At 43.0% G+C, this 21,912-nt stretch carries 21 protein-coding genes and 1 tRNA gene; 11 read left to right on the top strand and 11 right to left on the bottom strand.

What is annotated here, in order from left to right; genetic code table 11:
• The first annotated feature begins 36 nt into the window (after positions 1 to 36).
• Genes AC3E9V_RS04305 through AC3E9V_RS04290 form a run of 4 tightly spaced genes read left to right on the top strand, consistent with a single transcriptional unit; the run spans position 37 to position 2,637 of the window.
• The gene (locus tag AC3E9V_RS04305) at positions 37 to 915 is read left to right on the top strand and encodes a sterol desaturase family protein (protein WP_488751957.1); all 879 of its coding nucleotides are present in this window, start codon (positions 37 to 39) and stop codon (positions 913 to 915) included.
• 2 nt (positions 916 to 917) lie between these two features.
• On the top strand, positions 918 to 1,715 hold the full coding sequence (locus AC3E9V_RS04300; protein WP_488753652.1) for a M23 family metallopeptidase: 798 nt from the start codon (positions 918 to 920) through the stop codon (positions 1,713 to 1,715).
• Positions 1,716 to 1,762: 47 nt separating this feature from the next.
• On the top strand, positions 1,763 to 2,173 hold the full coding sequence (locus AC3E9V_RS04295) for an Xre family toxin-antitoxin system antitoxin (protein ID WP_488751956.1): 411 nt from the start codon (positions 1,763 to 1,765) through the stop codon (positions 2,171 to 2,173).
• Positions 2,170 to 2,637, top strand: coding sequence for an RES family NAD+ phosphorylase (locus tag AC3E9V_RS04290; protein ID WP_488751955.1), 468 nt, complete (start codon positions 2,170 to 2,172; stop codon positions 2,635 to 2,637). The genes AC3E9V_RS04295 and AC3E9V_RS04290 overlap by 4 nt, the downstream gene beginning before the upstream one ends.
• Here the strand turns inward: AC3E9V_RS04290 and asnS are convergent.
• Complete coding sequence (gene asnS / locus AC3E9V_RS04285) at positions 2,634 to 4,085, bottom strand: asparagine--tRNA ligase (protein WP_488753651.1); 1,452 nt, start codon at positions 4,083 to 4,085, stop codon at positions 2,634 to 2,636. The two genes, AC3E9V_RS04290 and asnS, sit on opposite strands and share 4 nt — an antisense overlap.
• A 108-nt stretch (positions 4,086 to 4,193) precedes the next feature.
• Here asnS and rpoN point away from each other — a divergent pair, with 108 nt between their 5' ends.
• Together rpoN and AC3E9V_RS04275 are read left to right on the top strand one after the other, a co-directional pair.
• Positions 4,194 to 5,636 (top strand): RNA polymerase factor sigma-54, encoded by a 1,443-nt coding sequence (gene rpoN / locus AC3E9V_RS04280; protein ID WP_488751954.1) that lies wholly within the window; start codon positions 4,194 to 4,196, stop codon positions 5,634 to 5,636.
• 2 nt (positions 5,637 to 5,638) lie between these two features.
• Positions 5,639 to 6,259 (top strand): hypothetical protein, encoded by a 621-nt coding sequence (locus AC3E9V_RS04275; RefSeq protein ID WP_488751953.1) that lies wholly within the window; start codon positions 5,639 to 5,641, stop codon positions 6,257 to 6,259.
• 3 nt (positions 6,260 to 6,262) lie between these two features.
• Here AC3E9V_RS04275 and AC3E9V_RS04270 read toward each other — a convergent pair whose 3' ends face one another.
• Complete coding sequence (locus tag AC3E9V_RS04270) at positions 6,263 to 6,958, bottom strand: porin family protein (protein ID WP_488751952.1); 696 nt, start codon at positions 6,956 to 6,958, stop codon at positions 6,263 to 6,265.
• A 147-nt stretch (positions 6,959 to 7,105) separates the two neighbouring features.
• Between AC3E9V_RS04270 and AC3E9V_RS04265 the strand changes: the two genes are divergently transcribed.
• Both AC3E9V_RS04265 and AC3E9V_RS04260 read left to right on the top strand, forming a co-directional pair.
• Positions 7,106 to 7,179, top strand: a tRNA-Arg gene (locus AC3E9V_RS04265).
• A 618-nt stretch (positions 7,180 to 7,797) separates the two neighbouring features.
• Positions 7,798 to 8,808: a phosphotriesterase family protein gene (locus tag AC3E9V_RS04260; RefSeq protein ID WP_488751951.1), complete on the top strand. Its 1,011-nt coding sequence runs from the start codon at positions 7,798 to 7,800 to the stop codon at positions 8,806 to 8,808.
• A 5-nt stretch (positions 8,809 to 8,813) separates the two neighbouring features.
• On the opposite strand, the gene AC3E9V_RS04255 is transcribed toward AC3E9V_RS04260, so the two are convergent.
• Positions 8,814 to 9,941 (bottom strand): amidohydrolase family protein, encoded by a 1,128-nt coding sequence (locus AC3E9V_RS04255; RefSeq protein WP_488751950.1) that lies wholly within the window; start codon positions 9,939 to 9,941, stop codon positions 8,814 to 8,816.
• A 121-nt stretch (positions 9,942 to 10,062) separates the two neighbouring features.
• On the opposite strand from AC3E9V_RS04255, the gene AC3E9V_RS04250 reads away from it, so the two are divergent.
• A complete protein-coding gene (locus tag AC3E9V_RS04250) occupies positions 10,063 to 10,812 on the top strand; it encodes a murein L,D-transpeptidase catalytic domain family protein (protein WP_488751949.1) in 750 nt (249 codons plus the stop codon).
• On the opposite strand, the gene AC3E9V_RS04245 is transcribed toward AC3E9V_RS04250, so the two are convergent.
• A complete protein-coding gene (locus AC3E9V_RS04245) occupies positions 10,778 to 12,400 on the bottom strand; it encodes a L,D-transpeptidase family protein (RefSeq protein ID WP_488751948.1) in 1,623 nt (540 codons plus the stop codon). The genes AC3E9V_RS04250 and AC3E9V_RS04245 overlap by 35 nt on opposite strands.
• 201 nt (positions 12,401 to 12,601) lie before the next feature.
• On the bottom strand, positions 12,602 to 13,042 hold the full coding sequence (locus tag AC3E9V_RS04240; protein WP_488751947.1) for a sll1863 family stress response protein: 441 nt from the start codon (positions 13,040 to 13,042) through the stop codon (positions 12,602 to 12,604).
• Between the two features lie 542 nt (positions 13,043 to 13,584).
• On the opposite strand from AC3E9V_RS04240, the gene AC3E9V_RS04235 reads away from it, so the two are divergent.
• Positions 13,585 to 13,776: a PspC domain-containing protein gene (locus tag AC3E9V_RS04235; RefSeq protein ID WP_488751946.1), complete on the top strand. Its 192-nt coding sequence runs from the start codon at positions 13,585 to 13,587 to the stop codon at positions 13,774 to 13,776.
• Positions 13,777 to 13,778: 2 nt separating this feature from the next.
• Here AC3E9V_RS04235 and AC3E9V_RS04230 read toward each other — a convergent pair whose 3' ends face one another.
• From AC3E9V_RS04230 to carB, 6 genes are all read right to left on the bottom strand, one after another.
• The gene (locus tag AC3E9V_RS04230; RefSeq protein WP_488751945.1) at positions 13,779 to 14,948 is read right to left on the bottom strand and encodes a formimidoylglutamase; all 1,170 of its coding nucleotides are present in this window, start codon (positions 14,946 to 14,948) and stop codon (positions 13,779 to 13,781) included.
• A 94-nt stretch (positions 14,949 to 15,042) separates the two neighbouring features.
• Positions 15,043 to 16,344 (bottom strand): NADH:ubiquinone reductase (Na(+)-transporting) subunit F, encoded by a 1,302-nt coding sequence (gene nqrF, locus AC3E9V_RS04225; protein WP_488751944.1) that lies wholly within the window; start codon positions 16,342 to 16,344, stop codon positions 15,043 to 15,045.
• Positions 16,345 to 16,469: 125 nt separating this feature from the next.
• Positions 16,470 to 17,309 (bottom strand): acetyl-CoA carboxylase, carboxyltransferase subunit beta, encoded by an 840-nt coding sequence (gene accD / locus AC3E9V_RS04220; protein ID WP_488751943.1) that lies wholly within the window; start codon positions 17,307 to 17,309, stop codon positions 16,470 to 16,472.
• Between the two features lie 127 nt (positions 17,310 to 17,436).
• Positions 17,437 to 17,988, bottom strand: coding sequence for a Uma2 family endonuclease (locus AC3E9V_RS04215; protein WP_488751942.1), 552 nt, complete (start codon positions 17,986 to 17,988; stop codon positions 17,437 to 17,439).
• A gap of 46 nt (positions 17,989 to 18,034) precedes the next feature.
• A complete protein-coding gene (locus AC3E9V_RS04210) occupies positions 18,035 to 18,286 on the bottom strand; it encodes a DUF4834 family protein (RefSeq protein WP_488751941.1) in 252 nt (83 codons plus the stop codon).
• Positions 18,287 to 18,300: 14 nt separating this feature from the next.
• Complete coding sequence (gene carB, locus AC3E9V_RS04205; protein ID WP_488751940.1) at positions 18,301 to 21,114, bottom strand: carbamoyl-phosphate synthase large subunit; 2,814 nt, start codon at positions 21,112 to 21,114, stop codon at positions 18,301 to 18,303.
• Positions 21,115 to 21,322: 208 nt separating this feature from the next.
• Between carB and AC3E9V_RS04200 the strand changes: the two genes are divergently transcribed.
• Positions 21,323 to 21,904: a DUF4202 domain-containing protein gene (locus AC3E9V_RS04200; protein WP_488751939.1), complete on the top strand. Its 582-nt coding sequence runs from the start codon at positions 21,323 to 21,325 to the stop codon at positions 21,902 to 21,904.
• Positions 21,905 to 21,912 lie beyond the last annotated feature (8 nt).

The following is a 21,912-nucleotide window of genomic DNA, read 5'->3' as shown; positions in this document are numbered from 1 at the left end:
AGCCTTGTATTCTGTTTCTTGTAAAAAACCCCTTAGATGATGGAATCCCTGATTGACTTTTTTGCGGATGTGCCTACCTGGTTTCGATCTATGATCCTTATCGGAGGCATCGTCTTATTCTGGATAGCAGAGGGTGTTTTACCTCTGTTTAGTTTTCAGTACAGGAAAATCCGGCATGCAGGGCTAAACCTCTTCTTCACCCTGACCACTGCGATTATAGGTTTTGGCCTTGCTAGTGTTCTGTTTATGGCATCAAATTTCGTGGCAGAGAACCAAATAGGGCTTTTATATCTGGTTGACCTCCCTCTATGGGCTCAGGTCATTTTAGGCATTATGCTTCTTGACCTGATCGGAGCTTATTTTATCCACTGGCTGGAGCATAAGATCAAATGGATGTGGAAATTTCACCTGATCCATCACAGCGATACCACGGTGGATGTCACTACCGGGCTGAGACATCATCCGGGTGAAACGGTTTTCAGAATATCTTTTACCATTTTAGCGGTAATGGTTGTGGGAGCTCCCATAGGAATAGTCATGCTTTATCAATCATTTTCGGTGTTGTTTGCGCATATCACCCATGCTAACATCAATTTACCCAGAAGATTTGATAAAGCCTTGTCGTACATTTTTGTGACTCCACACATGCATAAGGTCCATCACCACTACACCCAGCCACTTACTGATACCAACTATGGCAATATCCTTTCTATCTGGGATCGAATCTTTGGTACCTATGCAAGCGTAGAAGATACCAGGACACTAAAGTATGGGATCGATACACATATGAAACCTGAAGAAAACGACAGGCTTGGTAAGCTTTTGAGTATCCCTTTCCAAAAATATCGCCCTCCTGTCGGAAAATTTTCTGATATGGACTTTAAAGAAGAACCGAAAAAAGTTTCTACAAGTTGAAAGTGATTTTTAATTTTTTAATTGCCGTCTCAGCCTCCTTTTACAGTTACAGCCAGGATGTAAAGATCATTTCAGAAAGAGGTGAAAGAAATGAAATTTTGATTTATGCGGAAAATCCTGCAGAATTTGAGCAGAGTGTAAAGCTCGATGTGACCCTAAAAGGCATGAAACCATCGGAGGATCTGCCGATTGTAAAAGTAGTTGCTCCAAAAACCAGGATATACTTCTTAACCATCACTCCCGAACCCAACAAAAGCTATTCATATAAGTACGAATACACCTACATAGCTGGCGATGTTACCGGAACACACGATGATGGGCACATTTACTACCTCCCATACCCTAAAGGGCAAGAATATATAGTAGGTCAGGGCTACAACGAACGTCCGACTCATATGGACCAGTATGCCGTAGACTTCAATATGGATGAAGGAACTAAAATAACCGCCGTCCGGGACGGGGTGGTCACCAGAGTAGTGGATGAGCATAATCGTGGATGTCCCCGGGAGGAGTGCTCCCAGTATAACAACTTTGTTCTTGTAAAACACTCAGATGGTTCTATCGCTGACTATTCTCACATCAAAAAACGCGGATCGTTGGTGAAGGTGGGAGATAAAGTGAAAACAGGCGATCCCATAGCACTAAGTGGATACACTGGGTGGGCCAGCGGACCACACCTCCACTTTGAAATTTATGTCATGAGATTTTCCGGGCAAAATTCAATAAAAGCAGAGTACTATCTGGATAAAAATACCGTAGGAATTCCCAAAAGTGGTCAAAGATATAAGCAGGAATATTAACTCATTTGGACAAAAATCCGTATACTTAAGTGAAATTTGTCCGCATTATGAAAGTAGAAGAACCATTAGCGGCTTACGGTTTACCCAAAAACACCCTTCAGACAGACGTAGCTTTAATTAGAGAAGCAAGGAAAGGTATAAAGACTGCAATGCTTTGGGAATTTCTTAAAACGATCGGGAGCAGCAAAGCTGAGTTTGAAGACTTGCTGCCTTATTCACTAAAGACATTTAGCAGAAAAGAAGTTTTGGACGAAGCTATGGGTGAGCGCATCCTCAATATCATACGGGTTTTCAAAAAGGGAGAAGAAGTTTTTGAAGACATTGACCTCTTCAAAAACTGGCTGAAAAAATACCATCCAATACTGGGCGATCAACCCATCCACTTCCTTAAAACTTCAACCGGCTGTCAGGTCGTAATAGATGAGCTGGGAAGAATAGAGCATGGCATACTGGCGTGATCGTCTACCGAATTTCTAAACGAAAGTATGCCAACGACCTGTCTGGTTACGGATCTTACCTTTATGGTGGACGCTGGTCTGAAAAAGGGCAGCATGCCGTATACACAGCCTGCCACAGGTCTTTAGCCTATCTTGAATTTCTTGTGCACCAGCTGGATCGGGATTCGTATCCAGGGGATATTGTGATCTCCGCTATTGAAATCCGAAAACCATCCTTGCTCAAGGTTATCACCGCAAAGGAATTACCAGAAAACTGGAAATCCCTTGAATACAGTCCCGACACCCAAAAGATTGCTGCCAGTCATTTCAGTAAGAATTGCATGGGTCTGATCGTGCCCTCAGTTATCATTCCTGACGAAACCAATGTAATTCTCAATCCCAGGGCCCTTCAATTTGAAACGCATGTTCAAGTAACCGGCTCAGAGTTTATCCAGCTGGACAGACGGTTTTATGGGCTAGCCTAAAACTCGCAGTTTCCCGGAGTACGAGGGAATGGAATCACATCCCTGATATTACCCATTCCTGTTACAAACTGGATCATCCGCTCAAAGCCTAAACCATACCCACTATGAGGAACAGTCCCAAATTTCCTGGTTTCCAGATACCACCACATTTCATCCACAGGTATGTCCATCTCCTTCATTCGTTGAGTGAGATTATCTAATCGCTCTTCCCTTTGAGAGCCCCCTATGATCTCCCCAATCCCCGGAAATAAGACATCCATTGCTGCCACGGTCTTGCCATCATCATTCTGACGCATGTAGAATGCTTTGATGTCTTTAGGGTAGTTGTAGAGAATAACCGGCTTCTTGAAGTGTTTTTCTACCAGGTACCGCTCATGCTCAGACTGCAGATCTGCTCCCCATTCTTCAATCAGATACTGGAATTTTTTCTTCTGGTTGGGTTTGGAACGCTTCAGTATCTCAATGGCGTCTGTGTAAGTAATCCGCTCAAAGTCATTTTCCAGCACGAACCTAAGCTTTTCTGTGAGGGTCATCTCACTACGCTCATGCTGAGGTTTATTTTTTTCCTCCTCCTGCACCCGTTTCTCAAGGAAGGCCAGATCGTCAGGACAGTGGTCCAGGGCATATTTCACGAGGTATTTAAGCATTTCCTCAGCCAGATCCATGTTGTCTGAAATATCATAAAAAGCCATCTCCGGCTCGATCATCCAAAACTCCGCGAGGTGTCGGGTCGTGTTGGAGTTTTCAGCGCGAAAAGTCGGGCCAAAAGTATAGATCTCGGAAAGGGCAAGAGCCGCCAGCTCCCCTTCCAACTGTCCTGAAACGGTCAGGTTGGCCTCCTTTTCAAAGAAGTCTTTTTTATAATCTACCTGACCATCTTCGGTTTTCGGAATGCTATCCAGGTCAAAGTTTGTGACGTGAAAAGTTTCTCCTGCCCCCTCCGCATCAGAAGCTGTAATGATCGGTGTGTTTAGGTAGACAAATCCTTTCTCATGGAAAAACCGATGCACCGCAAACGCCAGCGCATGCCTTACCCGCATGATAGCGCTAAATGTGTTTGTTCTTGGCCGCAGATGAGCTATTTCACGTAAAAATTCAAGGCTGTGCTTCTTAGGCTGCAGCGGATACTTATCCGGATCAGCCTCACCAAAGACCTCTATCGTCTCAGCTACCAACTCACAGCTTTGTCCTTTCCCCATAGATTCTACCAGCTCCCCGGTCACTGCCAGACTGGCACCGGTGGTTATTCTCCTTAATATACTTTCACCAAATTTCTCGGCATCAGCTACAACCTGTAGGTTATTGATCGTGGAGCCATCATTTACTGCAATAAATGCTACATTCTTACTTTCTCGTTTGGTACGAACCCACCCCATGATGGTTAGCTTTTTGCCAATTGGTTCGCTAGCTAAAACACTTTGAATTTTTGTACGTTTTTCTCTCACGATATCAATAACTTAAGTCTTTATAAAACACCGCAAAAAAACGATATTTTACCGTTTTAATCAAAGAATCCTATAATTATGATAATTTTGAATTTGATGTAAAAGTCAAGTATGCAAAAACTTAATTTAACACAGACTCTTTCACAGAAGCTTTCTCCTCAGCAGATTCAATTTATCAAACTGCTGCAGGTCCCTACAGTTGAACTGGAAACGAGGATAGAGGAAGAGCTGGAGGTAAATCCTGCTCTGGAGGAGGGTACTCAGGAAAAAGAGGAGTATGAAACGGATGAAGAATTTGATGAATACGATCAGTCTACGGACAAAGAAAGCATAGAAGAGTATTTGCATGATGATTATTCCGGGTACAAAATGCAGGGGGATGGCAACAGCCCTGATGAAGATGACAAAGAAATGCCCATCTCGGTGGGTTCTACGCTGCACGAAACACTCATTACCCAGCTCGGATATCTCAGACTAGATGACCGGGGAGACATGATTGGCCGCCAGCTCATAGGTAGTGTAGACTCAGACGGATACATCAGAAGAGAGCTGGAGGCTATTGTTAATGACCTGGCCTTCTCTCAAAACATAGAAACGGATGTGGAGGAGCTAGAGAGTATACTTTACAAAATCCAGAATTTTGACCCGCCGGGAATAGCAGCCAGAAACCTTCAGGAATGCCTGATGCTTCAACTGGAGCGAAAGGATCATGAGGTTGAGAACCTGGAACTGGCTAAACTTATAGTGGACAAATGCTTCAATGAATTTTCGAAAAAACACTATGACAAAATAGCTAAGAAACTGGGGGTGGAAGACGAAGAGCAGCTGAAAGAAGCAATCTCGATCATCACTAAGCTAAACCCAAAACCCGGAGGTGGCGCTGGTGAAGAAACAGTCAAAACACAATACCTGATCCCGGATTTTCTGCTTACAAACAATAATGGCAAGCTGGAACTCACGCTAAACTCAAGAAATGCTCCGCAACTGAGAGTAAGCCGCTCATATGCTGACATGCTCCATGCATACGATAAGAGCAACAAAAAGGATAAAAAACTAAAAGAAACGGTTTCGTTTATTAAGCAAAAGCTGGATTCAGCCAAGTGGTTCATTGATGCCATCAAGCAGCGACAAAACACCCTTCTAAACACCATGCAGGCTATCATTGACTTCCAGTATGACTACTTCCTGGAAGGTGACGAAAGCAAGCTTCGCCCCATGATCCTTAAGGATATCGCTGACCGCATCAACATGGATATTTCCACCGTTTCTCGCGTGGCAAACAGCAAGTCTATCCAAACCGAATTCGGAATTTTCCCCTTAAAATACTTCTTTTCGGAAGGTATCGCTACAGAATCAGGAGAGGATGTCAGCAGCAGGGAAGTTAAAAACAAACTCAGGGAAATCATTGAAAAGGAGCATAAGGCCAAGCCACTGTCTGATGATAAGTTAGAAAAACTCCTGAGAGCTGAAGGTTACAATATTGCACGAAGGACGGTAGCCAAATACAGGGAGCAGCTGAACATTCCCGTTGCACGGCTAAGAAAACAGCTTTGATTATGTTAAAATATTTAATGCAAGGAGTGTCGGTACTATTTCACCCACTCCTGATGGCTACCTACAGCTGCTTGTTATTCTACCTGATCATACCGGAGATTTTTAGCCCCATTCCTCCTGAGGCCATTCCGTATTTCATTCTTTCGGTATTTGTTCTGACATTTCTCATACCGGTAATTAGCATTCTGTTTTTACGGTTTACTCAAAGGCTTTCTAATCTGGAAATGACCAGGCGGGAGGAACGAACGTTACCCTTTTTCTTCATCACAGCTTTCTACATCATCACCACTTACCTGTTTTATACCAGAATGACCCTCCCACATTCATTGCTTGTGCTCATGATCCTGGTTTCAGCTTTAGTAACTCTGATTTTTTTAATCAGCATCAAATTCAAGGTAAGTGTACACTCTGCCGGAGTATGGGGAACAGCTGGAATATTTTCTGCCCTGGCGCTTAAATACCTGGACACAAGTACAATATTCCCATTAGCCATTATTTTTATTCTTGCCGGTCTCACCACCTCCTCCAGACTTTACCTAAACAGACATACTCCTTCAGAAAGCTGGTCAGGCGCACTTATAGGTTTTGTGATTTGTTTCTTTGGTTTCCTGGCATTTGGGTAATGATCAGAACCCGCTGAAGTTGATACCAAAAGTCATCACTTTTGGGTTTACTGAAGTCTCGGGATAGACAGGGTTGTTGAACTGCTCACTGAAGTACATTTTGTAAAACAGGTGAATGGTCTTAAATCCAAACCGGGCCTGAACACCATATCTAAAGCGATTTTGTCCAAACCCATCATATAGCTTTTCTTTTATCGTATCATCTCCCACATCATATTTGATTTTGGTGTGTGAATCTATCCTTACGCCACCCACGGCGCCAAGACCTATAAACCAACCTTCACCATTTACTGTCCCTAAAGGGTGAATTCGGAATTCGATAGGAACCTCAAAGTAGCTTGTCACCAATTTGTTTTTCCTGATTCCTACATTCTCCAGTGAATCCATTATAACCGTTCCGTCATTTTGCCGACCCCAGGTCCAACGGCCATCAAAAGCTACTTTTTCAAAAGTAAAGCCTGCAGCAGGGTGAAATGAAAAATGGTCACTGAAACGAAATCGCTTGTTATAATAAATACCAAATGAATTAGAGGCTATGATTTTCGTAGGCAGGCGATCAGGCGATTCTGACCAACGATTAAAACCAAAATCCAATAACAAATCCCCGGGTAGATCAGGTTGCTTTGGACGGTTAGAATCTTGTGCTATCGCGTGAAATGTAAGTGAAAAAAGAATCGCTATTCCTAGAAGTCGCTTCATGTCGTGTTGTAATTTCGGGCAAAGATAGAATCTATTTTAAAACCTTGGGGGACTAACGTTGATATATACGGTAAATTATTAACTTTGCCTTCGATTTTGAAGGGGAGCGCACATAATTGCCTCCTATTTAAGATTCTTTAACATAATGGACCCGTAGCATAACTGAATAGTGCACCAGATTACGGCTCTGGAGGTTGCAGGTTTGAATCCTGCCGGGTTCACTAAGAAAAGGAAAGCTTGTTGCTCCGCAGCAAGCTTTTTTTAGTTTGAAGAAACTGAGCTTGCTCAGAGTTTTGAACAAACTGAAAAAACAGAGTCGTAGACTCATGCTTTCCTTTTCGGAATTCGGAAGCCAAAGTGATCACCGAAGGTAATCCATGCCCTATCAAACCCACTACAATGTTTATCCTGGCTTGAATCCTTCTTCCTACGGTAAACCTTCGGAAGACAATGGCCGGGTTCACTAAGAAAAGGAAAGCTTGTTGCTCCGCAGCAAGCTTTTTTTAGTTTGAAGAAACTGAGCTTGCTCAGAGTTTTGAACAAACTGAAAAAACAGAGTCGTAGACTCGTGCTTTCCTTTTCGGAATTCGGAAGCCAAAGTGATCACCGAAGGTAATCCATGGCCCTATCAAACCCACTACCAATGTTTATCCTGGCTTGAATCCTTCTTCCTACGGTAAACCTTCGGAAGGCAATGGCCGGGTTCACTAAGAGAGCAAAACCTATAAATGAACAAATCGTCTGCCTTTCAGAATTAGCAGCACCGGATAATCACGTAATCCTATACATCAAACCAATGGATTCTTGTTAACTTTCTGATAACGAAAACTATACACACTATGATCATTCCCAGGCTAGCAGTCCTAACAGTTGTGTTACTACTGGTGGGATGTCGTTATCAAAACAAACCTTCAGTCATCACTGTAGATGGACCTATTCACACTGATGTCATGGGTATGAGTCTAATCCATGAACATTTGTTGGTTGATTTTATAGGTGCTGATAGTACGGGCTATCATAGGTGGGATAGAAAAAAAGTAATCACAAAGGTGCTCCCCTTTCTTAAAGAAGTGAGGGAGGCGGGCATCTCCACCTTTATTTCCTGTACTCCGGCTTATCTGGGTCGTGATCCTGTCTTGCTAAAAGCATTGTCAGATTCATCGAGTTTAAATATACTGACCAATACGGGCTATTACGGCGCACGTTCCAATAAATTTTTGCCGCCACATGCTTATACAGAATCCGCAGATGAACTCGCAAATCGATGGGTATCAGAATTTACTCATGGAATCGAGGGTACTGGAATAAAACCAGGGTTTATTAAAATAAGTGTTGACCCGGACAGCCTGTCCCCACTTCATCAAAAACTGGTAATTGCTGCTGCCAGGACACACCGGCAAACAGGCCTCACCATAGCTTCTCACACCGGCCCTGCAACGCCAGCATTTCAGCAACTAGCGATCCTGGAAAGAGAAGGTGTTTCGCCACATGCTTTTATCTGGGTACATGCCCAGTCTGAAAAAGACGAATCCAGTCACATAAAAGCAGCCCATAAAGGAGCCTGGATAAGCCTGGACGGCCTCAATGACAACAATGTAGAGGAATATCTTCGTATGATCAATAATCTCAGAGATCACAATCTCCTGGAGAGAACCCTCGTGTCACATGATGCCGGATGGTATGACCCTGATTTACCAAATGGAGGAAAATTCAGGGGATTTCTGACGCTTACAGAAAAGCTCATACCCAGGTTAAAAGCCGAAGGATATACTCAAGATGAAATTGACCAGCTATTGATAAATAACCCCGCTAATGCTTTTTCGATCAAGATCAAAAAAGCTGCCAATTGATTTTATCACAGGTTTTCGAACATGGAATCATCCAACCCCGGGATAATCCTCAAAGCGTTTTTATAATAGACTTTTTTGAGGATTTCATCAGGAAGCCCTAACCCATACATTCTCCAAAATGCATGATACTTTTTATAGTAAGGGAAATACTCATCTTCTGTTTCCAGTACTCTGAAATAAGTATAAAACTCCTCGGGGTTATAAGCGTCTTTAGCAAACAGAATACGATCCTGGTATTTTTCAATAAAAGCTTTTGCAAAACGGGGCTGACGTCCCAGCTCTGCGATCACTGCACCAATGCCTACATTCACATTTGGGAATTTATCCAGGTGTTCGCTCAACGCTTCAAGATCATTGGCCATCCAGCCCATATGTGCATTAATGAATGTAGTATTGGGGTGCTTTTCAAAGACATGATGCTGCTCAGCTATGATCTGTTCCCATGGAGCCGGATCGGTTGCACTTCGTTTACGGCCCGGCCGTAGTTTTAATTCCAGCCATCGTTCATTTTTTTCATCATGAGGATCCCAAAATGACCGGGGGTCAGCAGAATGGATCAACACGGGAATACCCAACTCCCCGCATTTAGCCCATACGGGGTCTATTCTGGGATCATCTACCGGCACCCTATTTCCATCTACATCATTGATGCCCATACCCAGACTCTTGTAGATCTTAAGCCCTACAGCTCCATTATTCACATCTTCTTCCAGTTGGCGTACAGCTTCCCCGGCCCATCCGTCCTTGCCTATTTCTTTAAAAGAAACATTTGTGAATAAGGCTATGCGGCCTGTAGCCTCACCTTCTATTCTCCGAGCCATTGACGCAAGGTATTCCTGGCTGCCAATGTCTCCAGCCTCCCGGTCAAAACCTCTCCCACTCAGGTTAACCATAATGGCCATATTTAGCTCATCCATTTCCAGCTCTAGCTTCTCCAGCCGGTCTTTAGTGAGGTTCCACTGGTGACTATGCACATCGATGAAAGGAAACATGGCCCTGGTCACAGGGTTTTCAGGTACCACCAATGTAGAAACAGGATCATAGGACTCAAAGTCCATTGATTTTTCAGTTTCCTCTTGTGCAAAAGCACGTAATGAAAGGGTTAAAAGGATGAGGAGTAAGATCTTTTTCATAAACTATCTTAAAGGTCAAATTTATGTATACGCATTTGCAGAAAAATATTTTTAAAAATAGCAATAAATAAATGTATCTTTCCCGAACGTTTTTCGTTAAGCGATTATCTGATTTACAGGAATGCAACAGTTCTACCTAAAAAGCTTGCTGTTCTTTATCTCAATAGCTGGGCTGGCTTACTCATCCACTGGGTCAGGTAGTGGCCTGGACCAATTCTTCACTAATCAATATGAGCAACTACAACCACTGGAAGGAGTAAAACCTCCCTACGACCTGTATAAGAAAGGTATGGTTGGCTACTACAACCTGAAAGCTGCCAGTAAAAAAATCAATAACGAGAAACTTACACTCATCGATTTTCGGCTCTCTTCAAAAAAGAAACGGATGTGGGTGATCGATCTAAAAACCAATAAGGTATTATACTACAGACTGGTCGCTCATGGAAAAAACACGGGAGAAGAATATGCCAGGACTTTTTCCAATACGCGAAACAGCAATCAAAGCAGCCTGGGTTTTTACCTCACGGGCGAAAATTACATTGGTAAACACGGACTGTCACTTCGGCTGGACGGGTTGGAGCCTGGTTTTAACGATGAGGCCAGAGCCAGGGCAATAGTTATGCATAGCGCTAACTATGTGAGTCGTGAATTTATAAACAGGTATGGCAGACTGGGAAGAAGCTTTGGCTGCCCGGCTATAGCACCCAACAAGCACAAAGAGATCATCAAAGGGTTATCCAACAGGTCGGTGGTGTTTATCTATGCAGAAAATGAGCGATACAAAAACAGTAGCCTTTGGCTGGATGAGCGCAGAGCACTAACTTATTTACAAAGGATCAATAAGATCCAGGGCCTGGAGGCGGCGCTTTAAGGGCAATCGCAAGTTTTTCATCCCGATTATAAATATCCTTTCGGAAATTTAATACACCCATCTCGTCTATGAAGGAAGTCCAGTATTGTAAGTGAATTTCAAGGGGTTTTTTGACCACTACGGAGTAGTTCTGTTTCGATTTTACGATTTCTTTTATCCTATCCTCAGTCCACCCTCCCTCTCCTTTCAGCAGATAATTTGCCAACTCCATAGGCCTTGAAAGCCTGATACACCCTGAGCTCAGAGCCCTTTCCGGCTTAGCAAACAGCTCCGGATGATTCGTATCATGCATATAAATATTATAGGGATTTGGAAAGATGAATTTCACTTTTCCTAAAGCATTTTTAGGGCCAGGTTCCTGTCTCAGGGAATAAGGAAAAACTTTGGGGTTGGCCGTAGACCAGTCAATAGAAGATGGGGCTACTTCCGATCCATCCTGAGCTATTATTTTAATGTCCAGGTTAGTGAGATAATTTGAATTCTTTCGCTGAGCAGGCAAGATATCCTGGGCAAGAATGGTCGGTGGAACTACCCAGTATGGATTAAATACAAGATAGCTCATTTTAGCAGAAAAGACTGGTGTCTGACGGTAAGGTTTCCCTACAGCTACCACCATTTCAAGCTCAACCTCGTTTTGATTAATTAGCTCAAGTTCAAAGGCAGGCAGATTTACCATTATGTATCTTTCACCTAAATCCTGTGGAAGCCACCTGCACCTCTCCATATTCAGTTTAATTTGCTCCAGGCGCTTTTCGATAGAAATATTTAAAGCTGCAAGAGTTTCCTTTCCAAGATTTCCATCTGCTTCCAATCCATGTCTTTTCTGAAATTTCATGACGCCTTCCTGAACCACCTCATCATAGATTTCAGGCTGATCTACCGTGTAGGACTGAAGGTCGCCGGTTAGTTTAAGACGTTTTCTTAAAGATTCTACTCTTTCACTTTCCATCCCCGGCTTCAGTGTTCCCCCTACAGGTACCGGAGGAAAACCTCCATCCTGTTGGATCTTTTTGTAAGACAGTAAATGTTCTTTTAGCCTTCTGTAAGCTTTGAATGTAGGTTTTATTCTTCCCAAAGTACTCCTTATATTCCGGGCTATAAGAGCTTCATCAAGTACGGCTAACGGATCACCTTCACGCCGAATCACCTTCCACTGCGGGTCTATCAACTGTGGATCAACTTTTCCTGACATTAGGTGAGTTGCCAGCAACAAAAATGCATCGGTTAATAACAGTTCAAAATCAGCTTTCTCAAAAAGGCTTAAATCATCTTTTTCATGGAGCATCCTTAGTTTATCAAAATGGTAATCCGAGGGGTTCAGTCCTTCGTTTTCACTATCCTCAATAGCTGATATTAGCTCGCCTGCCAGAAAATCATCCCAGGCAGCCTGAAAAAACCTTGATCTGTAAAACTGAGGAACAGCAGCCCGGCAGCAAACTTCTTCTCCCTGCAGTCTTGTGCTGAGCGGTTCATTTAGTGACTCTATCTTGAGCCGGAGTTCAGTACTAACGGATCCCATTATTTCCTGACCAGGGGCTGCGATCGACATCAGACAGGTAAAACAGAGGATAGCTATGTTGTTTTTCATATCAGATACTCAATGATGTGTCAAAGCTACCTTAATATAAAAAAGAAAAGGCTGCCAATCACATGACAGCCCTCCAAAACTCAAACCAGTGCCTAATGGCACAAATAATCAATAGAAACAACGAACTGGTAATCAACTATTTGCGACACATTTTAAATGTAGTTTAATTCTGAAACTTAACACTAGTTGCCTGATCAATGACTAGGAATCACTGAGCAGTTCCTTTACATCTTTACCAAACTTATCGAGAGAGGCTTTAACATCTTCTGAAGTTTTTTCTGCAAACTCCTTAGTATCATTCCAGGCTTGTTTAGTAGAATTTTCTACTTTATCTAACGCCCGGTCAACATCATCACCCTTCTCATCAAGCTTGGTTTTTAGCTCTTGAAGCTCCGATTTGGAATCTTCAGAAGCGGATTTAAGTTTTTCATCTATCTCATCTATTTTGGTCTGAACCTCCAACTTAAGCTCCTCTAGCTCGTATTTCAAATCTTTCTTTTCTTCACTAAGGGTCTCCTTTGCCTCATCCGCCTGCTCTTTAGCATTCTCTTGAGATTGCTGAGAGCAACTCAGTAGTAAACCAATTACAAAAACTGAAAGCGATAATTTCAATACGTTATTCATTGCTTTGTTCGTTTTCATATTTCACAAATTTTATAATACTAATGAAAAAATCATGCAATAAGTACAACATACTGAAAATCAAAATGTTATAATATATTCCTTGTAAGGTTCTTTTCATTTTGAAAGAAAAGTTCTCTAATCTGGAAAGCCATGACAAAGCGTACGATCCTGAGATTGATATGTTCAAAAACGAACACTTATAGCATTCAGGTTTCTAAAAAATATCATAAGTGTCTGATTATTAGCTTTTTATTTTTTTTGGCATACCTATTGTCCGATAATAATCATCATGCTTGACCGAAAGACCCGTATAAAAAGAAGTTATACAAAAACCGTACTGATCATTATTGGTGTAATCATCGCATTTCTTATGACGATGAGTAGCCCGCTGTTTACAGCAGATAGTGGTCTATCCGTCGACGCTGACCAAACCAACCCTGTGGCAGAAGTTCAAAAAGATGGCTCATCTTCCCCCAGGCCAAATTATAATTCAGGTACGCGGTTATTGCATATTTTTACCAGAAATCTTCCATATTTAAACAACAAATAAGAAAAGCAACATGACTAAGAGATTATATCGATCGCGAACCGATTCGATGCTTGCCGGAGTATGTGGGGGCATTGCAGAGTACTTTGAGCTTGATCCTACACTAGTGCGTATCGCTTACATCGTCTTATCCCTTCTTAGTGCCGCCTTCCCGGGGATATTGGTCTACCTTATTCTTTGGATTGTCATCCCCGAACACCCCTAAACTTAGGTGAATCGAGAAAGGGCGCTAATCCAGCGAGTAGGCACTTCGCCTTCCAGGGCTTTTTCATAGTCCGAATAGTTACATGGGATCATTCTGCTTCGCATAAAAATGCCGCTAACGTCATCGGGGTGAGGCACTTCCATCCACCACTTTTCTGAAATTTTGCTCTTAAAAAAGCGAATGGAATCCGGGTCTCCACCTAGCGAAACCTCATATACGAGGTAGTCATTTGATCGGAAATTTTTCTCGCCACGCCGGTTGTAAAACCCTTCGATAAAATACCAGATCATGGTAGCCATAACAAAGGCTGTCTTGCGATCCTCAGAGTCCCTTTCCACATCATATTCGTAAAACCCAATGGAGCTAAGCTTATCATTGAGACCTGCATACCAACAAATCTGACATGCTTCTTCTCCGGTGAGACCGTAAACTTTGGAATCCGTAGCGCCCGGACAGTAATGAGCCTGAATAGCAGAAAGGTCAAATGTTACCATATCCGCATCACGTATAATAGGCTCCAGATCCTTGATGTTCTCCTTAACTACACCCAGGCGAACTGCTTCAAAATATAGCTTCTCAAGTAATTCGGCATCTTTACTTTCTACCAAATAAGACTGGTGTGCCAGGTGGTAGTAATTGAACAAAAAATTAGGATCATGCTTGAACATCCTGTGAATATGAGATCGATGAGGAATGCCTGTTTTTGGGTCCTCCAGATCGAACTTATTATCAATGCTAAGAAGAGTGATGAGCTTCTCCTGATTCTCATAGGCCATAAACTGTCCCAGATCCAGGTTATGACTACCTCCAAATATCACCGGAAGCACACCCTTTTCCATTAAGTGACCACATACTTCTTGCAACCGCTGGTAAGTATCTTCCAGCTCCGGACCGTTTCGGAAATCACCCAGGTCCACAATCTTCAGTGTTCCCGAACCCTTTTTTAGCTGATAGAAACTCTTGCGGATCTCTGTTGACGACCGTGTTATACCTTTTTGAAACTCTTCAGAGGCACCTCGAGCTTCCTTCAGTCCAATCAGAGCAATATCCAAATCGTCATAATCAGGCATCTTATCCTGATTGATGTATATACTATGGGCTATGGAAGAAGATGGAAGCTTATCAAGCTTAATTTCCTTGTCGATCGGGTCGAAGAATAGTTTCAGATCCATGAGCCTAAATTAAATTAGGAAAACTTACCATTAAAGAAAGCCGCAAATAAAAAAAGGGAAGCGATTGCTTCCCTCAATTTTCTTTTGTCCAGGATTACCCACCAAAATCATCAAATCTGATATTTTCAGGTGGCACACCCATGTCGTCCAGCATCTTTAGCACTGCGGCATTCATCAATGGAGGTCCACACAGATAAAACTCCACTTCTTCCGGTTCAGGGTGATCTTTCAGGTAATTATCATAAAGACAGTTGTGGATAAATCCTACATAGCCGTCACCATCATCATCCAGCGATTTTTTTACTTTCCAGTCGTCTTCAGGAAGCGGCTCAGACAATCCTATGTGGAACTGGAAGTTTGGAAACTCTTTTTCAATTTTTTCAAAATGATCCAGGTAGAAAAGCTCTCGCTTGGATCGCCCACCATACCAGTACGAGACCTTCCGATTGGTTTTCTCTGTGTGAAACAGATGGAAGATGTGCGATCTCAAAGGAGCCATACCAGCTCCACCACCGATGTAGATCATTTCACGATCAGTAGGGTTAATGAAGAACTCTCCGTATGGCCCTGAGATGGTTACTTTGTCCCCAGGCTTTCTGCTGAAAACATAAGAAGAACAAATACCGGGATTTACATCCATCCATTGATTCTTAGCTCGATCCCAAGGTGGTGTAGCTATTCGGATATTCAGCATGACGATGTTCCCTTCAGCTGGATGGTTTGCCATCGAGTAAGCACGGAAGATCGGCTCATCATTCTTCATCTTAAGGTCCCAAAGACCAAACTTGTCCCAGTCACTTTGATACACATCCTGCGGGTGCCCCAACTCAGGATGAGGAGTGATGTCCATATCTTTAAAATCAACCTCAATCGGAGGTACATCAATCTGAATATACCCTCCTGACTGAAAATCCAGATTTTCTCCTTCAGGCAGCCTTACTTTAAATTCTTTTATGAAAGTAGAAACGTTGTAGTTAGAAACTACCTCGCAATCCCACTTCTTGATACCAAAGATCTCCTCCGGTATCTCTATGCGCATATCCTGCTTTACTTTTACCTGACAGGAAAGACGTACATTTTCCTTCTGCTCACTTCGGCTCAGATGACCAACCTCTGTAGGTAGTACATCTCCACCGCCTTCTTCCACTTTACACTTACACATGGCGCAGGTACCACCGCCACCACAGGCTGATGGTAAAAAGATCTTCTCGCCTGATAGAGTAGAAAGCAGCGAAGACCCTGCAGTAGTAGTTATAGGATTTTTTTCATCTCCGTTTACGATAATATTTACCGGTCCACTCTGTACCAGTTTGGACTGGGCAAAGAGCAGGATAAGTACCAGCAGGAGAATAACTACAGTAAATGCAATAATGGATATTATAATGACTGATGACATAGGTCTGAAACCTTTTATTTAAGAAATTGTGGCAAATATAAATGATAAACCTTTCTGAATAAAGGTCAAAAAGGTCTATTTAATTATTACTTTCAAACACACAATGTTTACGGAAATGTTCCCTGCTACTGAAGTAATTTAAGGAGGCTTGTCAACTTGTTTTTAAGCTGTCTTCGGTCCACGATAAAGTCCAGAAAGCCATGCTCCAAAACAAACTCAGAACTTTGAAATCCTTTAGGCAGGTCTTTACCGATCGTCTCCCTGATAACACGCGGGCCGGCAAACCCTATCAGTGCTCCGGGCTCCGCTATATTGAAGTCTCCAAGCATAGCAAAAGAGGCTGTAACTCCTCCGGTAGTAGGGTCTGTCAAAAGTGATATGTAAGGAATTTTTGCTTCGGACAACAGAGCAAGCCTTGCAGAAGTTTTAGCCATCTGCATAAGCGAAAACCCCGCCTCCATCATTCGTGCTCCACCTGACTTGGATATCATTAAAAAGGGGATCTTTTTCTTCAATGAATAATCTATCCCCCTGGCAATCTTTTCTCCTACTACTGACCCCATAGAGCCGCCGATAAATGAAAAGTCCATGCAACAGATGGTGATCTCCTTTCCGTTCATCTTTCCATGAGCCGTACGTACAGCATCTTTTAATCCGGTCTTTTGCTGTGAAGCAGCTATCCGGTCCGGATATTTTTTACTATCTGTAAACTTCAATGGATCACCTGATGTAAGGTTCTCATCAAGTTCGGTAAACTTGTTGTTGTCAAATAATATTTCAAAGTACTCCTTGGACCCTATGCGTACGTGATAATCATCGTCTGGGCAAACGTAAGCGTTATTCTTAAGCTCACGCATGTGAATGATGTTACCGCTGGGTGTTTTGTACCATAGTCCGTCAGGAGCTTCTTTCTTCTTTGCTGTTGGGGTTTGTATCCCTTTGTCTTGTCTTCTAAACCAAGCCATATCCTGATTTTGGGTGAGGTGCAAAACTAAATCAAAACTGCTTGAAACACCTATACATTTTTAATCCATTCGTAGATTACTCTTCAGTAAACGAGCTAAAATGATTGTCGGTCGCCCGGGAAGGTTTTTAGAATATTTCTTTCAGGTCAAATTGCAGTTGGGTAAGGACGCCCGACCTCACTTCACCATCCCCTGCCAGGTAGTGTTGTGGTTTTATCCAGGTTTTGCCAGCATATATTTCCAGTGTACGATTGGCCGGATCCACTATCCAGTACTCCTTTACACCAAATTTTTGATAGGCATCTTTTTTCTCATAACGATCAGTATAGCTGTTGGAAGGGGAAATGATCTCCACGATGATATCCGGAGGTCCTTCTACACCTTTGTCTGTCAGAAATTTGGTCTTTGACTTTGAAAGGTAAAGTAAATCCGGCTGAAAGACATTTTTAAGGTCAATGTAAAGGTCAATGGGCGCATAAAACAGCTCTCCTCCTTTATCTTCTGCGCATTTGTCAAAAAACCTGAATAAGTTTCTTGAAACGATTTGATGAAATGGATTGGGTGCAGGGCTCATAATAAGTTCACCGCCAATCAACTGACAGGGGCAATTGGTCTCCCCCAGAAGCGCATAGTCTTCGGCAGTCCAATTTTTTGTCCGGTCGATCGTAAGAGTTTGCATGGTATCTCTGTAACCAACTTAAATATACTAAATCCGGGTTACTCCGCTATTTAACCTCTTCAAAATCCACATACTGTCCGCCTTTGAAGTTTTCCCTGGATTGCCGCTCCTTTTTGGGCACATAATCCACATTTACATTGCTGTTGGGCGGGGAGTGAGACTGACGCTGCTGACTTTGGTATTGCTGCTGTCGCTGCTGATGTTGCTGTGACCCCATAAACAACAGCTTGAAGAAAAAGCCCCCAACCCTGTAGATCAGATAGATAATTAATATGAGTATTAATAAAAACTTCAGCATCTTATCTCTTTAACTTATCTACTTAGGTAGAGGTTTCGTTCTGAATAGATTTCCAGAAAATAATCGTCCATCAGGTCATCAATAAAGTAGATGGCCTCTCCCGTAGATTTCATCTCCGGTCCAAGTTCCTTATTTACGTTAGGGAACTTATGAAATGAAAATACCGGCTCCTTAATCGCATAACCATGTTTGTAAGGCTTAAAGTCAAAGTCTTTTACTTTCTTTTCACCTAACATCACTTTGGTTGCATAGTTCACATAAGGCTCCCGGTAAGCTTTACAGATAAACGGCACTGTACGTGAGGCCCTGGGGTTTGCCTCAATGATGTAGACCCGATCGTCCTTAATCGCAAACTGGATATTGATCAATCCCACGGTTTCAAGCGCGAGGGCAATTTTCTTTGTGTAATCTTCGATCTGACGCATCACAAAGTCTCCCAAATTGTACGGAGGGAGCACCGCATAGGAATCTCCGGAGTGAATCCCTGCTGGTTCGATGTGCTGCATGATGCCTATAATATACACCTCCTCACCATCACAAATAGCATCGGCCTCTGCTTCTATGGCTCCTTCCAGGAAGTGATCCAGAAGGATCTTTCCGTCGGGCTTATCTTTTAAGAGATTAACGACATGCTGCTCCAGCTCCTTCTCGTTAATGACAATCTTCATGCTTTGCCCTCCAAGTACATAGCTTGGGCGGACAAGCAGCGGAAAGCCAATGTCTTTTGAAAGCTCTACGGCACCCTCCGCATCATCAATAGTTCCGTATTTAGGGTATGGGATTTTTTGCTCCTTTAGCAGGTCAGAAAAGCGTCCGCGATCCTCTGCCAGGTCCAGCGCCTCATAGCTTGTACCTATGATCTTGATACCGTACCTGCTCATCTTTTCTGCCAACTTAAGGGCGGTCTGACCACCCAGCTGCACAATCACTCCTTCCGGTTTTTCGTGAAGGATGATGTCATAAATATGCTCCCAAAATACCGGTTCGAAATACAGCTTATCCGCCACATCAAAATCCGTCGAGACCGTTTCAGGGTTACAGTTTATCATGATGGTTTCATAACCGCACTCTTTAGCAGCCAAAACACCATGCACGCAAGAGTAATCAAATTCAATACCCTGTCCGATCCTGTTAGGCCCGGAACCAAGTACGATGATCTTTTTCTTATCTGAAACCGGGGACTCATTCTCCTCGTCAAATGCTGAATAATAATAGGGCGTTTGCGCTTCAAATTCCGCAGCACAGGTATCCACCAGCTTATAAACCCTTTTTATGCCAAGCTCATTACGTTTAGCATATATTTCGCTTTCAAGGCATCTGAGCAGGTGCGCAACCTGACGGTCGGCATATCCTTTTTCCTTGGCTTCCCGAAGCAGGTCTTTCGGAATGGTATCCAGGGAATAGGTTTCGATTTCTTTCTCTAAGTGGATCAGCTCCTCGATCTGGTGCAAAAACCACGGATCGATCTTCGTGAGGTTATAGATGGTCTTAAAAGGGATACCCAGCTTAAAAGCATCGTAGATATGAAAAAGGCGGTTCCAGCTAGGGTGCTCCAGGCTATAAAGGATAGCTGCCTGATCCTTAAGCTCGCGACCATCTGCTCCCAGTCCATTTCTTTTGATCTCCAGAGACTGACAGGCTTTCTGGAGTGCTTCCTGAAAATTTCTCCCGATGCCCATGGCCTCACCTACTGATTTCATTTGCAAGCCAAGCTTCCGGTCTGAGCCCTGGAATTTATCGAAGTTCCATCGGGGTATTTTCACAATCACATAATCAAGGGCCGGCTCGAAAAATGCTGACGTAGTTTTTGTGATCTGGTTTTTAAGCTCGTCCAGGTTATACCCGATTGCCAGCTTCGCGGCGATCTTCGCAATTGGATATCCAGTGGCCTTGGAAGCAAGTGCGGAAGAGCGGGAAACCCTTGGATTGATCTCAATCCCGATGATCTTATCAGTGTCAGGGTCTACCGCAAACTGCACATTACACCCTCCGGCAAACTGACCAATAGCATTCATCATGGTTTTGGCCATGTCACGCATTCTCTGATAGATCGTATCCGGAAGTGTCATGGCCGGAGCTACTGTGATGGAATCACCAGTATGCACTCCCATAGGATCGAAGTTCTCGATAGAACAGATTATGATAATGTTCCCGATATTATCTCTCAGCAGCTCAAGCTCATATTCTTTCCAGCCAAGGATACTTTGCTCTACTAAAACCTCGTGGATCGGCGAGGCTTGCAATCCTGCATTCAGCGCTTTATCAAACTCTTCAGGCTTGTCCACAAACCCTCCTCCATATCCACCAAGGGTGTATGAAGGACGAATAACCAAAGGGAACCCTATTTCCTGGGCAATTTCTTTTCCTTTAAGAAAGGAAGTGGCAGTTTCTCCGCGACAAACACCCACTCCGATCTCGTTCATTTTGTTTCGGAATTTTTCACGATCTTCGGTAGTTTCTATAGCTCCGATATCTACCCCGATCATTTTTACTCCGTACTTTTCCCATATTCCCGCCTTTTCACAGTCTATGGCCAGATTCAGGGCCGTTTGCCCACCCTGAGTAGGTAATACAGCATCGATTTTATGCTTCTCCAGGATTTCTTTTATAGACTGCTTGGTCAGTGGCTTCAAGTATATATTATCAGCCGTAACCGGATCGGTCATGATTGTGGCCGGGTTGCTATTGATCAGCGTAACTTCTATCCCCTCTTCTCTCAGGGATTTTGAAGCCTGTGAACCTGAATAGTCAAATTCGCAAGCCTGACCAATGATGATTGGGCCACTTCCGATGATTAAAACTGATTTTATACTGGGATCTTTTGGCATAAGTGTATGGTATGGTGGTTACATATGGACAAATTGTGGCAAATTTAAATCAGCCGACCAGAAAGCAAAACGAATCGGAATAAGAATTAAAAGTTTGTGCAAATGAATTTCAAATCTTCGTTACTTTTTGCCGTCAACCTTGCTTAAATTAGAAGGACATTTTGTGCTATTTTTTGAAATCAATGCAAGATCCAAAATATATTTTTATATGACTGACCAATTGCAAGCTGTTTTTTCAAAAATTGAAAAAAACCAAAAAGAAGATCCGAACACCGTGCAAATAGACGGTGAGCAGTTGCCCAAAGAGTATTGCTATGGCCAACGGATGATGGAAATGCTCAGGGAGTATGAACCAAACCCATCCGAAGCTTTGCAGATCGCAGCAAAGGGTCAGCATATACGGAGGTGGGAAATACCCAGGGATACCTACCCAAAAGACCGTAAAGGGTACCTCCAATGGCGAACTGTAGAAAAATTAGCTCACGGAAAACTTCTCAGTCAAATTATGGAAGAAGAAGGCTATGATGAAGAAGTATCACTGAGGGTGAATGAACTTGTCACCAAGAAAAAACTAAAAAATGATGAAGAAACCCAGCAACTGGAAGATGTGGTCTGCCTGGTCTTTCTTAAATACTATTTTGGGGAGTTTGCGCAGGAGCATCCAAAGGACAAAGTGATCAGTATTTTGCAAAAAACCTGGAATAAAATGACTGAAAAAGGGCACAAGATGGCTCTGGACCTTCCACTCGACTCGTTAGAAAAAGACCTCATTAGTGAAGCGCTGGCATAAAATCAGAA

The sequence above is a fragment of the Marinoscillum sp. HNIBRBA16962 genome (genome assembly GCF_057801515.1).
The sequence above is the reverse complement of the archived record's forward strand: the minus strand, read 5'-3'. Positions and strand labels throughout refer to the sequence as shown.